Here is an 11,850-nt window from a genome sequence, read left to right as displayed (position 1 = left end):
CGGTAGCACTGTTTGGGGGCGAGACTGGGAGGCGCGGGAATGAAGATCGTCACCTACAACATCCAATACGGCATCGGCCTCGACGGCAAATATGATGTCGGCCGCATCGCCGACGCGGTGCGCGGCGCCGATGTGATCGCGCTGCAGGAAGTGACCCGCAACAACCCGCGCAACGGCGATCGCGACATGGTGGCCGAGATCGGCGAGGCGCTGCCCGAATATTTTGCCGCCTATGGCAGCAATTTCGAGGTCAATATCGGCTCGCGCCTGGAGAACGGCCGCGCCATCTCGACCTCCTTCCAGCTTGGCAACATGGTGCTGTCGAAGACGCCCATTCATCTGTCGCGCAATCTCCTTCTGCCGCGCAGCCGCAGCCTCGAGACCATGAACTTCCAGCGCGGCGCGCTCGAAGCGCTGATCGAGACGCCGCTCGGCTTCATCCGCTTCTATTCCACCCATCTCGACCACCGCAGCCCGGTCGAGCGCCAGGGCCAGATCCGCTTCCTGCGCCAGCGCCTCCTGAACTACGCGCTGGAAGGCGGCGGCCTGTCGGGCATTCCCGAGATCGGCCTGCCGGACCTGCCCTATCCGGAAGCCTTCATCGTCATGGGCGACTTCAACATGCTGCCGGGCTCGCCCGAATATGTCGAGCTCGCCGGCCGCCCGGACCATGAGTTCGGCATGCCGCTGACCGCCGATCTCGCCGTCGACGTCGCCCAGCGTCTTGCCGTCGCCGATCTCGTCACCTGGGTCGATCCCGACCGGCCCGCCGACAAAAGCCGCCACAAATGCATCGACTACATCTTCACCAGCGCCTCGCTGGCCAAATCGCTGAAGCGCCTGTGGTCCGACCGTGACGCCATTGGATCGGATCATCTGCCGTTGTGGACCGAACTCGGCTAAGCTCCGGACTCCCCCTCATCCGGCCGCTTCGCGGCCACCTTCTCCCCGAAGGGAGAAGAGGCAGGCGCCGGCGCCTGCCTGCTCCTCTCCCCTTGGGGAGAGGTCGGATTGCCCCGAATTGCCCTTCGCAATTCGGCTGGCAATCCGGGTGAGGGGGCGCTTGCTCAGCCCTCGAAAGCAACCATCAAAAGTGCACCCAGTTTCTGAGACTGGTCCAAGTCTTGCGATCCAGCCGATAGCGCTCGACCGGCACCTGGCCGGCGACGATCGAGTTCAGCATGCCCTGGCCGGCATACTGGAACCCGCATTTGTGGATGACCCGGCGCGAGGCCGGATTGATCACCCGGGTCGAGGCATGCAGCACCTGGATCGAGGTGTTCTGGAAGGCGAGGTCGACCAGCGCATGCGCGGCCTCTGTGGCATAGCCGCGCTTCCAATAGGGCTCGCCGATCCAGTAGCCCAGCTCCAGGCCGCGATCGGTGGTGTTCAAGCCGGCGCAGCCGACGAAGGTGCCGCCATCCTTGAGCGTCAGCGCATAGACGATGCCGGCGCGCCGCGACGCCGCCATGGCAAGGAAGGTGCGCGCTTCCGCTTCGCCATAGGGATGCGGCATGCGGGCCAGCATTTCGGCGACATGGCGGTTGTCGGCAAGCGTGACGAGATGCTCGAGATCGCTCTCGCGCGGGGCGCGCATGATCAGCCGCTCGGTAGCCAGCACCGGGCAATCGATCGCATAACTTTCGTCTTCGGTATCTTCCGCTTCGGCAACCATTTTAGTCCTCCAGGGCAAGAAATGAAAAAGGAGAGAGGGCAAGCCCATCTCTCCTGATCCTTTTCCTGGCCTGGCCAGACACCGGTTCCCGAGATGGGCGCCGGTGTTATGGTGCGGAACCGGCTACTCCGCTGCTTTGGTAATCGGGTTCACCGATACGTAGGTTCGGCCGTTGGCTTTCTTGTTGAAGGTGACTGCGCCGGCTTCGAGCGCAAAGAGGGTGTGGTCCGTGCCCATGCCAACATTGGTGCCCGGATGCCATTGCGTGCCGCGTTGACGGATGATGATGTTGCCGGCGATGACGGCTTCGCCGCCGAACTTCTTCACGCCCAGACGCTTGGAGTGCGAATCGCGCCCGTTGCGCGACGAACCGCCAGCTTTCTTGTGTGCCATTTGACTAACTCCGATGCGCCCTGAGGCGCTTGAATGGTCTTATGAACGCGTTCGCGTTCCGTTTCAAGTCCCGTACCGGCGACGATCGCCGCCGGAAAAATTACTTCTTCGCCAGTTCCTTAGCCTGCTCGCGCCAGTCCTTGATCTGGTCGGCGCTGAACGGCATGTGCTCGTCGATCTTGGCGACATCCTTGTCGGTGAGCTTGGCGAGCTGCGCGAAGGTGACGATGCCCTGCTCGGCGAGGTCCTTCGCCGCGACCGGGCCGATGCCCTTGATGACCGTCAGGTCGTCCGGCTCGCCCTTCGGCGCCTTGAACAGCGGCGCGGCCTTTGCCTCTTCGCCCGAAGCGGCTTCCGCCTTCGGGGCAGCTTCCTTCTTGGCCTTCGGCTCCTTCGGCGCGGCTTCGGCCTTTGCCTCGGCGGCGACTTCAGCCTTGGCCTCTGCCTTGGCGGCGGCCTTCTTCGCCGGCTTGGCGCCGCCCAGCAGGATCTCGGCGATCCGGACGGTGGTCAGAAGCTGGCGATGGCCGATCTTGCGGCGCGAATTCTGGCGGCGGCGCTTCTTGAAAGCGATGACGGTGCGGTTCTTGCCCTGCTCGACGACTTCCGCCGTGACCATGGCGCCATCGACGAACGGCGCGCCGAAGGTGACATTCTCGCCCTCGCCATGCGCGAGCACATTGCCGATCTCGACGATATCGCCGACCTTGGCTTCAAGCTTCTCGATCTTCAGGAGATCGTTGGCGGCGACGCGATACTGCTTGCCGCCCGTTTTGATGACTGCGAACATTTTTAGCCTTTCGCTGTTCGGTCGGCCTTGATGAGCCGCCTGAGGCGGTTCGGCCGTCTTTTTGTCAGTCTGCGGGTTCAAAAAACAAGCGGCGCGGAAGAGCCTCCACGCCGAATGCGGGCTGTCCCTAACCGAAGGTTGCGCCGGAGTCAAGGCAAGCGGCCTTCGCTGAGAGGGCGCGAGCGGCATTGCCGTCAACTATCGGTCCGTTCCGTCGCAATCGCTTTTCGCGGAAGCCGGAAATCGCTCGATTAGGGCCTTGTAACCGGAGCGGTCAGCCGTTATCTAGTGCGCCGCGCCGGCAACGGCCGACCATGACCTCGCGGAGAGGTGGCAGAGTGGTCGAATGCACCGCACTCGAAATGCGGCATACTCGCAAGGGTATCGGGGGTTCGAATCCCTCCCTCTCCGCCATCCTGCTTTGCGCTGCGCGCTTCGCAGGATCAGCCCTGTCTTCCGCGCGAAGCAGGATGCCCTCCGAAGCTGTAGCGAAGGAGGCCTCAATAAAATGACTCACTCCAGACGACGCGTCTCGATCGGTCCATACTCCGGCCGTGAAGCAGCGCACAGTCGCGTGACAAAAATCCGGCCATGGTCGATAGTCATATGATTTCAGGGGATCATCCTCGGGGGGCGTTCGACATGCGCGCTGGGTGGAATCCAACAGGGTCTGGTCGGCTCTTGGATTGCCTATCGGCCGCGCCAACCATAGCGGCCGCCCTGGCAATTGCGTTTTCCCTTTCGCCTTCCCACGCGCAAGCTGCACAGCACCGTCTGCCGAGCGGCTACAAATGGGGTCGCTGCCTGCTGGTCGTTCACGGCGAGACCCGCATCTCCGGAAAATGCTCCTATCAGATCGAGCAGGGCGGCGATTTCAACATCCAGGGGCCCAAGCAGGTTTTCGCAGGCATCGACTATCCCGACACGCATAGCGGGGCTGGCGAGATGTCGAAGGATTACTGGGCCGTTGTCTACAAGGACGGCGATGCTTGGGCCGGCTACGCGAACGGGGATATTCGCGACACGCATGGCGAGGGAGGCGATTGGGGGGAGCTTCGCCGTGACGGCGCCTGCTATGTCGGGAAGGACGTCAAGGTCTGCCTTTGGCGTTAGCCGGTTCAAGGCGGCTGCAGGATTGGGCTCAAACAGATCGATCGGTGAGTAAGCCATACCGGTCGCCGGCACAGATCGATCGATGATGGCGCGCCGCACCCTCCTACGGCAAGACCTTCAGTCCAATCCATCCGCCTGATGCGCCGCGATCGCGCTCAGGAAAACCTCGCCGAACTCCTTCAGCTTCGCCGCACCCACGCCATTCACTTCGGCGAAGTCGTCGAGGTCGCGCGGACGGCGCTCGGCCATGTCGATCAGGGTGCGGTCGGAGAACACCACATAGGCCGGCACCTGGCGTTCCTTGGCGAGCCGCAGCCGCAATGTCTTGAGCGTCGCCAGAAGCGATGCGTCGACGCCCTCGCCATCCGCGGCCGAACCCTGCGCGGCGCGTTTCCTGCCGCGCGCGAGACGGTCCCCGCCCTCGACACGATACTCGAACGCGACCTCGCCACGCCCGAGCGCGCGGCCGCTTTCGGAGATGACTAGGCCGCCATGGCCATCGGGATCGGGCACAAGGAAGCCGCCGGCGACAAGTTGCCGGACGAGCGACAGCCAGACCGGCTTCCTGTGCATGATGCCGGTCCTGAAGCTTTCGAGCTTCTGATGGCCTCTCGCCAGCACCTTCTCGGTCTCATGGCCGAGCAGGATGTCGATGACATGGGAGGCGCCGAACCGCTCGCCGCTCTGCGCAATCGCCGCAAGGATGATGCGCGCCTCGGCGCTGCCATCGGCCCGCGGGGCCTGGTCGAGGCAATTGTCGCAATTGCCGCAGGCCTGCGCCTCCTCGCCGAAATAGCCGAGCAGCACCTGGCGCCGGCACTGCGCCGTCTCGCAATAGCCGATCAGCGTGTCGAGCCGGCGATGCGAGCGCCGCTTGTGCTCGGGCGAGGTATCCTCCTCGTCGATGAACATTCGGCGCGTGCGGATGTCGCCGGCGCCGTAGAGCATGTGCGCTTCCGCCGCCCGTCCGTCGCGTCCGGCGCGGCCGATCTCCTGGTAATAGGCCTCCAGGCTGCCCGGCAGGTCGGTGTGGAAGACATAGGCGACGTCGGGCTTGTCGATGCCCATGCCGAAAGCGATGGTCGCCACCATGACGACGCCCGACAGGCTCATGAAGGCGTTCTGGTTGGCCTCCCGCGCCTCCTTGCTCATGCCGGCATGGTAGGCGAGCGCCCGCACGCCGTTCTTCTCGAGGAAGGCGGCCATCTCCTCCGTCTTGCGGCGCGACAGGCAATAGACGATGCCGCTCTTGCCCTGGTGGCGCTCGATGAAGCGCAGCAGCTGGCGCTTGCTGTCCTGCTTGGCTTCTATCGCCAGCTTGATGTTGGGCCGGTCGAAGCCCAGCACCAGCGTTTCGGCGCGCCCGGCAAACAGCCGCGCCTCGATGTCGGCGCGCGTGGCCTCGTCCGCCGTCGCCGTCAGCGCGATGATCGGCACGTGCGGAAACACGCCGCGCAGTTGCGACAGGTCCTCATATTCGCGCCGGAAGGCCGGGCCCCACTGCGAGATGCAATGCGCCTCGTCGATGGCGATCAGGCCGACATCGAGCCTGGACAGCGCATCCAGCATCCGCTCCGTCATCAGCCGTTCCGGCGCCAGATAGAGCAGCCGCGTCTGCCCGGAAGCGACGCGGCGCCAGGCCGCCACATTGGTCTCGCGGTCGAGCGAGGAATTGATCGTGTCGGCGGCCACGCCGGCAAGGCGCAAGGCGGCGACCTGGTCCTGCATCAGCGCGACCAGCGGCGACACCACGATGGTGAGCCCGCCCTTGACCAGCGCCGGAACCTGATAGCAGAGCGATTTGCCGGCGCCTGTCGGCATCACCGCCAGCACATGCCGTCCGGAGAGCAGCGCCTCGATCACGGTCGCCTGTCCGGGGCGGAAATCGTCGAAGCCGAACACGTCTTTCAGGACGCGCCGCTTGTGATCTTCGGCCCGGATGCTCGCTGCCTGTGCCGGCATCAGGCAGACACCGGGCAGGAGTTTGTTTTCGGGAAGGTGCGAAGAGCAGACAAGTGATTCACCAGGTGATGCCCTGAAGTAGCGCAGGGCTCATCCGGCCACAACCGTGCTCGGCTGGAATCCCGTCGCTCCGGGCCGATGTCGCCATTCGAAAGCGACCGCTGGCATAGCGCCCGGGAGTTCCGCCGATGCATTCCGAGGTGCTATGGTTTCAAGTCGCCGGAGCCCGGCGGTCGACGCAAAGGAACCTTCGCATGATCGATCCCGCCACGCTCATCACTTACGTCGCGGTCGTGTTCGGCTTCGTCTTCATTCCGGGACCGGCGACGCTGCTCACGGTCGCGCGGGCGACCAGCTCGGGCACGAAAGTCGGCATCGCCACCGGCGCCGGCGTCGCCGCCGGCGATGTGATCCACACCATCATGGCCATCGTCGGCATCTCGGCCATCATCGCCGCTTCGGCGATGCTGTTCAGCATCGTCAAATATATCGGCGCGGCCTATCTCGTTTATCTCGGCATCCGCGCCATTCTCGAAAAGGCGCCGGCCGGCCTGGCGGGCAGGACGCTGCCCATCTCCGCGGGCAAAGCCTTCCGGCAGGCGATCCTGACCGAAGTGCTCAATCCGAAGACCGCTTTGTTCTTCCTCGCCTTCCTGCCGCAATTCGTGCACCCGCAAGGCGGTTTCGTGATGCTGCAGCTGATGCTGCTCGGCATCATCTTCGTCCTGTTCGGGCTCTTCAGCACAATCGTCTTCGCCGTCAGCGCTGGCGGCCTGGGTTCCTTCCTGCGCCGCAATCCGGCGGTGCTGAAATGGCAGGGCAAGGTGGTCGGCGGCATCTATTGCGCGCTCGGCATACGCTTGGCGCTGCAGCAGCGCTAGAAAAGGCGAAACACTCTAAGGACGCTTCACCCGGTAGCCCCAGCCCAGGCCGGCATGTCATAGCCGAATTCGCGACAGAAGGCCCGCATGGGTCCAAGAACGGCCGGCGACAGCTGGCTTTGAAGATAGGCACGATAGTCTTCGTTGCGCTCCCACTTGCGCAGCGAGCGTGCGTGGATGGGGCGCCCTCCGTCTCCGGTCACCGGCACTCTCGGGCGAAGTCCGAACCGGTTTGCGATCCGTTGCTGCACAGCGTCCGGATCGGCGATCGTGTCTTCGTAGCGCAGGTAAAGAATATCCCGCGCCGGCTGCGCCTTCCGCAAGCTCAGCAGGGCATCGTATTCCTGGACCCAGCGGTCGGCCGTGGTATGAAATCGACGCTCCTTCATGGTCTGCGGATGCACGCTGGTAAGCACATCCAAGGGATGTCGAACGCAATAGATGAGACCGATGTCGGCGGGCAGTTTCGCAAGATGGGCGAAGGCCCGGGAATCGCGCTTGATGACCAGATTGCTTTCCTGGCGGTCCAGCAGATAGAACTTCGTGTGCCGCGCCTCGGGCGGCCAGACGAACGTATCCTCGAAGCTTTCCATGACGCGTTGCGTCAAGGTCGTTCCGCTGCGCGCGCATCCGGCTATGAATATCTTGTTGGTCCGCGCGGCCCGCGCATTCGGCCTCGACCGCCAGCGAATTTTGACGGCCGTCACAAGGCGATCGAGCTCCCTGCTCGATCGGGCAACCAGAAAACCGACAGCCGCCTGAAGTTTCCGCACAATCCCCTATCCCCGATCGCGCCGGATCACATTGCCGTGACCGCCGCTAGCTGATTGGCCGATATGCGGGCGGGTTTCAAGGGCTGGAGACCAAGGGGGCTGTTAAACCTATCTTTACCCTGCTGCAGCACCCTCGCTCTTCTGCGGCGATGTTTGAGTACCGCGGCGGCGCGATAAGCGCCCAGGCAACAAGCCCGCGCCCGACGGCGCGGGCTTTTCTTTTGGTACTCAGCCCAGGAAATCGGCCCGGCAAGGCGCGAAGCTGTCGACCAGGCGGCCGGCCTCCAGCGCCTTGACGCCATGCACGAGGTTGGACGGCACGATGAAGCTGCTTCCTGTTTCGAGGATCTCCGATCGGCCGTCGATGGTGACCTCGAAGCGTCCCTCGGCGACATAGCTTGCCTGGACATGCGGATGCGAATGCAGCGCTCCGACGCCGCCTTTGTCGAAGGCGAACTCGACCATCATCAGTTCATCGGTGTGCACCAGCACGCGCCGCCTGTTGCCGTCCGGCGTCGGCTCCCAGGTTTTTTCGCCCGCGTGGGAAAAGATATCGGTCATCGCTCAGCTTCCGTTCGAAGTAGGTAGAAACGTCATCGCGCCAGCCAGCCGCCATCGACCGGCACCATTGCGCCGTGCATGTAGTCCGATGCCGGCGAGAGCAGGAAAACCGCCACATCGCCGATATCCTCCGGCCGGCCCCAGCGCGCCGCGGGGATGCGCCCGAGGATGGCGGCGCTGCGGTCCGGGTCGGCGCGCAAGGCCTCGGTGTTGTTGGTCTCGACATAGCCCGGCGCGATGCCGTTGACGTTGATGCCTTTGGCCGCCCATTCGCAGGCGAGCAGCCTTGTGAGGCCGAGCACGCCGTGTTTCGAGGCCGTATAGGAGGCGACGCGGATACCGCCCTGGAAACTCAGCACCGAGGCGATGTTGACGATCTTGCCGAGCCGTCCGGGCTCCGCCAGCACGCGCCTGGCAAAGCTCTGGCAGAGCCGGAAAACCGTCTTCAAATTGACGTCCATCACCTCGTCCCAGTCGGCTTCGCTGAGGTCGACCGCATCGGCGCGCCGGATGATGCCGGCATTGTTGACGAGGCCGTCGAGCGGGCCGCTCTCGCCCCAGACCCGGTCGAGCATCGCCGCGGCCTCCGCCGGATCGCCGAGATCGGATTTGACCGCCTCGAAGCTGCCGCCCACGGCCGCGACTTTCCCGGCGGTGTCGTCCATCGCCGACCGGCCGACGCCGACGACCAGGCCGCCAGCGCGCGCGATCGACACGGCGATGCCTTGCCCGATGCCCGTGTTGGCGCCGGTGACCAGGACGCGCTTGCCCGTGAGGCTGAAGGCGGAAAGATCGCTCAAGCTCGTCATGCCTTTCGCTTGCCGCCGATCGAAGGATCGGTCGTTCCGTGGCGGCGCGTCTTCACAGCCGATAGGCCTTCTTGGCAAGTGTATAGGCCAACTCCCCGGCCAGCTCGTGCGCCTCGTCCTCGCGCAGTCGATGCTCGGCGACCAGCCGCGCCAGGAAAGCGCAATCGACGCGGCGCGCGACGTCATGGCGCGCCGGGATCGAGGGGAAGGCGCGCGTGTCGTCGTTGAAGCCGACGGTGTTGTAGAAGCCGGCCGTCTCGGTGGTCATCTCGCGGAAGCGGCGCATGCCTTCCGGACTGTCATGGAACCATCAGGCCGGGCCGAGCTTCAGCGCCGGATAGACGCCGGCGAGCGGCGCCAGCTCGCGCGCGTAGCTCGTCTCGTCCAGCGTGAACAGGATGATCGCGAGGTCGCGCTCCAGCCCGACGCAGTCGAGCAGCGGCTTCAGCGCCGTCACGTAATCGGTGCGGGTCGGGATATCGAAGCCCTTGTCGCGGCCGAACTTCTGGAAAACGGAAGGGGAATGATTGCGCCATGATCCAGGGTGGATCTGCATCCAGGCCGTCGTCACGGCTCATCTTGGCCATTTCGGTCAGCATCTGGGCGCGGAACAGTTTTCGCTCGCGGCCGTCCTCCGAGCCGCGGCGGATACGGTTGAACAGCTCCTCCGCCGCAGCGTCGGAGAGATTGGCGGTCTCGGCGGTGGGATGGCCGTGATCGGACGAGGTGGCGCCGAACGCCTTGAAATAGGCGCGCCGGTTCCGGTGCGCCTCGAGATAGCCGGCCCAGTTGCCGGTGTCGCACCCGGTGATTTCACCGAGGCGATCGAGATTGGAAGCAAAGCCTTCGAAATCGGGATCGACGACGGCGTCCGGCCGGTAGGCGGTGACGACGCGGCCGCTCCAGCCGCTGTCGCGGATCGTGCGGTGCCATTCGAGCTCGTCGAGCGCGCCTTCGGTCGTCGCGATCACCTCGATGTTGAAGCGCTCGAACAGCGCTCGCGGACGATAGTCGTCGCGTTGCAGCAGCGTGGCGATCGTATCGTAGCAGCGGTCGGCGGTGGCGGTGGTCAGCGGTTCCGCGATGCCGAACAAATGCTCGAGCGCATGGTCGAGCCAGAGCCGCGTCGGCGTGCCGCGGAAGAGATAGTAATGCTCGGCGAAACGCCGCCAGATCGCGCGGCCCTCGGTTTCGGCTAGCGAACCGTCAAGCGTCGCCACGCCGAGCTCTTCCAGCCTCACGCCCTGGCTGAACAACATGCGTAAGATGTAATGGTCAGGCACGATGAGCAGCTGTGCCGGGTCCGGAAACGGCTCGTCGAGCGCATACCAGCGCGGGTCGGTATGACCGTGCGGGCTGACGATGGGCAGGTCTTTCACGCCGGCGTAAAGGGCACGTGCGAGCGAAAGTTGGCGCCCTTCGGCGGCAAACAGCAGATCCGGATCGGTCAATGCGGCCACGTCGGTCCTCCTCCGGTGATCCACCGGTAGGGTCCGAGGGAAATGGTGTCAACACACGAAAGGCTGCGCGCCTTAAGCGTGCCGCGGCCATTGTCGACGGGGGCGGCGGGTGCTACGCCGCCACCGAACTTGCCGTCATCCAGCGCGGCCTGGCCGCAAGCGATTGGAGACTTCACGCCCGATGAAGAAGCGCCTGTCGAACCTGACGATTGCGAATGTGCCGGCCGTCATCCCGGGCTATGACCGCCGCGCCATCACGCCCGGCATCGTCCATCTTGGCGTCGGCGCTTTCCACCGCGCCCACCAGGCCGCCTATGTCGATGCCTGTCTGGCGGATGGCGAAGGCGATTGGGGCATCGTCGGGGTCTCGCTGCGCAGCCCCGACACGCGCGATGCGCTCAAGCCGCAGGACGGGCTCTACACGCTGGCAATCCGGGACAGCGCCGGCGAACAGCTGCAGGTGATCGGTTCGATCCAATCCTTGCTCGTCGCTCCGGAAGACCCCGGCGCGGTGCTCGCCGCGCTGACCGACCCGCGCATCCGCATCGTCACGCTCACCATCACCGAGAAGGCCTATCTCAGGGCAGCCGACGGCACGCTCGACAGCGCCCACCCCGACATCGTCCACGACCTCGCCAACTCCGGATCGCCGAAGACGGCGCATGGCTTTCTCGCCGAGGCTCTGGCGCGCCGCAGCATTGCCGGCACGCCTCCCTTCACCGTGCTCTGCTGCGACAACCTGCCGGCCAACGGCGCCACGCTGCACCGGCTGTTGATCGAATTCGCGAAGCTGCGCGATGCCGATCTCGGGCGCTATGTGGCCGACGAAGTCGCCTTCCCGTCTTCCATGGTCGACCGCATCGTGCCGGCGACCACCGATGCCGACCGGGCGCGCATCGCCGACGAACTCGGCCTCGAGGACGCCTGGCCGGTGATGACCGAGCCGTTCCGGCAATGGGTGATCGAGGACCGCTTTCCCGCTGGCCGGCCGGCCTGGGAGAAATTCGGCGTCACCATGGTCGAGGATGTGCGGCCGTTCGAGGACATGAAGCTGAGGCTGCTCAACGGCGCGCATTCAGGCATCGCCTATCTTGGCCTGCTCGGCGGCCATGCCACCGTCGACCGCGCCTTCGCCGATCCGGCAATAAGGCAGTTCGTCGACCGGCTCTGGGCCGAGGCCATCCCGACGCTGCCGCAGGATGCCGGGCTCGACACAAGCGCCTACACGGCCGAGCTCGCCGATCGCTTTTCCAACACCGCGCTCGCCCACCGCACGGCGCAGATCGCCAATGACGGCAGCCAGAAGCTGCCGCAGCGCATCGTCGCTTCAGCGCTTGCCAGGCTTGAGGCGGGCCTGCTGCCGGAACATCTGTCGCTTGTTGTCGCCGCGTGGATCGCGGCATGCGCCGCGCGCGGCGGTCCTTTGCCCGAGG

Annotated in this window: 10 protein-coding genes, 1 tRNA gene and 2 pseudogenes; 5 read left to right on the top strand and 8 right to left on the bottom strand. The window is 65.0% G+C overall.

Annotated features, from left to right (window positions below):
- Nucleotides 1-39: 39 nt before the first annotated feature.
- Entirely contained in the window at nucleotides 40-903 is an 864-nt protein-coding gene (locus EOD07_RS07650) for an endonuclease/exonuclease/phosphatase family protein (protein ID WP_127234737.1), read from the top strand.
- Between the two features lie 184 nt (nucleotides 904-1,087).
- On the opposite strand, the gene EOD07_RS07645 is transcribed toward EOD07_RS07650, so the two are convergent.
- The 3 genes from EOD07_RS07645 to EOD07_RS07635 all read right to left on the bottom strand — a co-directional run bounded on the left by EOD07_RS07645 (nucleotide 1,088) and on the right by EOD07_RS07635 (nucleotide 2,858).
- The gene (locus tag EOD07_RS07645) at nucleotides 1,088-1,675 is read right to left on the bottom strand and encodes a GNAT family protein (RefSeq protein ID WP_127234735.1); all 588 of its coding nucleotides are present in this window, start codon (nucleotides 1,673-1,675) and stop codon (nucleotides 1,088-1,090) included.
- A gap of 123 nt (nucleotides 1,676-1,798) precedes the next feature.
- Nucleotides 1,799-2,068 carry a 50S ribosomal protein L27 gene (rpmA, locus tag EOD07_RS07640; RefSeq protein WP_095767205.1) on the bottom strand — a complete coding sequence of 90 codons (270 nt, stop codon included), beginning with the start codon at nucleotides 2,066-2,068 and terminating at the stop codon, nucleotides 1,799-1,801.
- Between the two features lie 100 nt (nucleotides 2,069-2,168).
- Nucleotides 2,169-2,858 (bottom strand): 50S ribosomal protein L21, encoded by a 690-nt coding sequence (locus tag EOD07_RS07635; protein ID WP_127234734.1) that lies wholly within the window; start codon nucleotides 2,856-2,858, stop codon nucleotides 2,169-2,171.
- Between the two features lie 324 nt (nucleotides 2,859-3,182).
- On the opposite strand from EOD07_RS07635, the gene EOD07_RS07630 reads away from it, so the two are divergent.
- Both EOD07_RS07630 and EOD07_RS07625 read left to right on the top strand, forming a co-directional pair.
- Nucleotides 3,183-3,272 (top strand) — tRNA-Ser (locus EOD07_RS07630).
- Between the two features lie 177 nt (nucleotides 3,273-3,449).
- The gene (locus tag EOD07_RS07625; RefSeq protein ID WP_127234732.1) at nucleotides 3,450-3,971 is read left to right on the top strand and encodes a hypothetical protein; all 522 of its coding nucleotides are present in this window, start codon (nucleotides 3,450-3,452) and stop codon (nucleotides 3,969-3,971) included.
- A 117-nt stretch (nucleotides 3,972-4,088) separates the two neighbouring features.
- Here EOD07_RS07625 and recQ read toward each other — a convergent pair whose 3' ends face one another.
- Nucleotides 4,089-5,933 carry a DNA helicase RecQ gene (recQ, locus tag EOD07_RS07620; RefSeq protein ID WP_127234730.1) on the bottom strand — a complete coding sequence of 615 codons (1,845 nt, stop codon included), beginning with the start codon at nucleotides 5,931-5,933 and terminating at the stop codon, nucleotides 4,089-4,091.
- A 254-nt stretch (nucleotides 5,934-6,187) separates the two neighbouring features.
- Here recQ and EOD07_RS07615 point away from each other — a divergent pair, with 254 nt between their 5' ends.
- Nucleotides 6,188-6,814, top strand: a complete 627-nt coding sequence (locus EOD07_RS07615; RefSeq protein WP_127234728.1) for a LysE family translocator — start codon at nucleotides 6,188-6,190, stop codon at nucleotides 6,812-6,814.
- Between the two features lie 26 nt (nucleotides 6,815-6,840).
- Here the strand turns inward: EOD07_RS07615 and EOD07_RS07610 are convergent, their stop codons facing one another.
- The 4 genes and pseudogenes from EOD07_RS07610 to uxaC all read right to left on the bottom strand — a co-directional run bounded on the left by EOD07_RS07610 (nucleotide 6,841) and on the right by uxaC (nucleotide 10,417).
- Nucleotides 6,841-7,587, bottom strand: coding sequence for a sulfotransferase (locus tag EOD07_RS07610; RefSeq protein WP_245469947.1), 747 nt, complete (start codon nucleotides 7,585-7,587; stop codon nucleotides 6,841-6,843).
- Nucleotides 7,588-7,815: 228 nt separating this feature from the next.
- Nucleotides 7,816-8,203: pseudogene (locus EOD07_RS07605) on the bottom strand (cupin domain-containing protein).
- A complete protein-coding gene (gene kduD, locus EOD07_RS07600) occupies nucleotides 8,181-8,948 on the bottom strand; it encodes a 2-dehydro-3-deoxy-D-gluconate 5-dehydrogenase KduD (RefSeq protein ID WP_127234723.1) in 768 nt (255 codons plus the stop codon). The pseudogene EOD07_RS07605 and the gene kduD overlap by 23 nt, the downstream one beginning before the upstream one ends.
- 61 nt (nucleotides 8,949-9,009) lie before the next feature.
- Nucleotides 9,010-10,417: pseudogene (gene uxaC, locus EOD07_RS07595) on the bottom strand (glucuronate isomerase).
- Nucleotides 10,418-10,598: 181 nt separating this feature from the next.
- Between uxaC and EOD07_RS07590 the strand changes: the two are divergent.
- Nucleotides 10,599-11,850 (top strand): mannitol dehydrogenase family protein (locus EOD07_RS07590; protein ID WP_164772105.1); only part of this gene is annotated, 1,252 nt, incomplete at its 3' end.

The organism is Mesorhizobium sp. M2C.T.Ca.TU.002.02.1.1, from assembly GCF_003997225.1.
The sequence above is the reverse complement of the archived record's forward strand: the minus strand, read 5'-3'. Positions and strand labels throughout refer to the sequence as shown.

Bases quoted from the DNA above. Each gene is read 5' to 3' on its own strand.
- EOD07_RS07650 (WP_127234737.1), top strand. From the start codon at position 40: ATGAAGATCGTCACCTACAACATCCAATACGGCATCGGCCTCGACGGC.
- EOD07_RS07645 (WP_127234735.1), bottom strand. From the start codon at position 1,675: ATGGTTGCCGAAGCGGAAGATACCGAAGACGAAAGTTATGCGATCGAT.
- rpmA (WP_095767205.1), bottom strand. From the start codon at position 2,068: ATGGCACACAAGAAAGCTGGCGGTTCGTCGCGCAACGGGCGCGATTCG.
- EOD07_RS07635 (WP_127234734.1), bottom strand. From the start codon at position 2,858: ATGTTCGCAGTCATCAAAACGGGCGGCAAGCAGTATCGCGTCGCCGCC.
- EOD07_RS07625 (WP_127234732.1), top strand. From the start codon at position 3,450: ATGGTCGATAGTCATATGATTTCAGGGGATCATCCTCGGGGGGCGTTC.
- recQ (WP_127234730.1), bottom strand. From the start codon at position 5,933: ATGCCGGCACAGGCAGCGAGCATCCGGGCCGAAGATCACAAGCGGCGC.
- EOD07_RS07615 (WP_127234728.1), top strand. From the start codon at position 6,188: ATGATCGATCCCGCCACGCTCATCACTTACGTCGCGGTCGTGTTCGGC.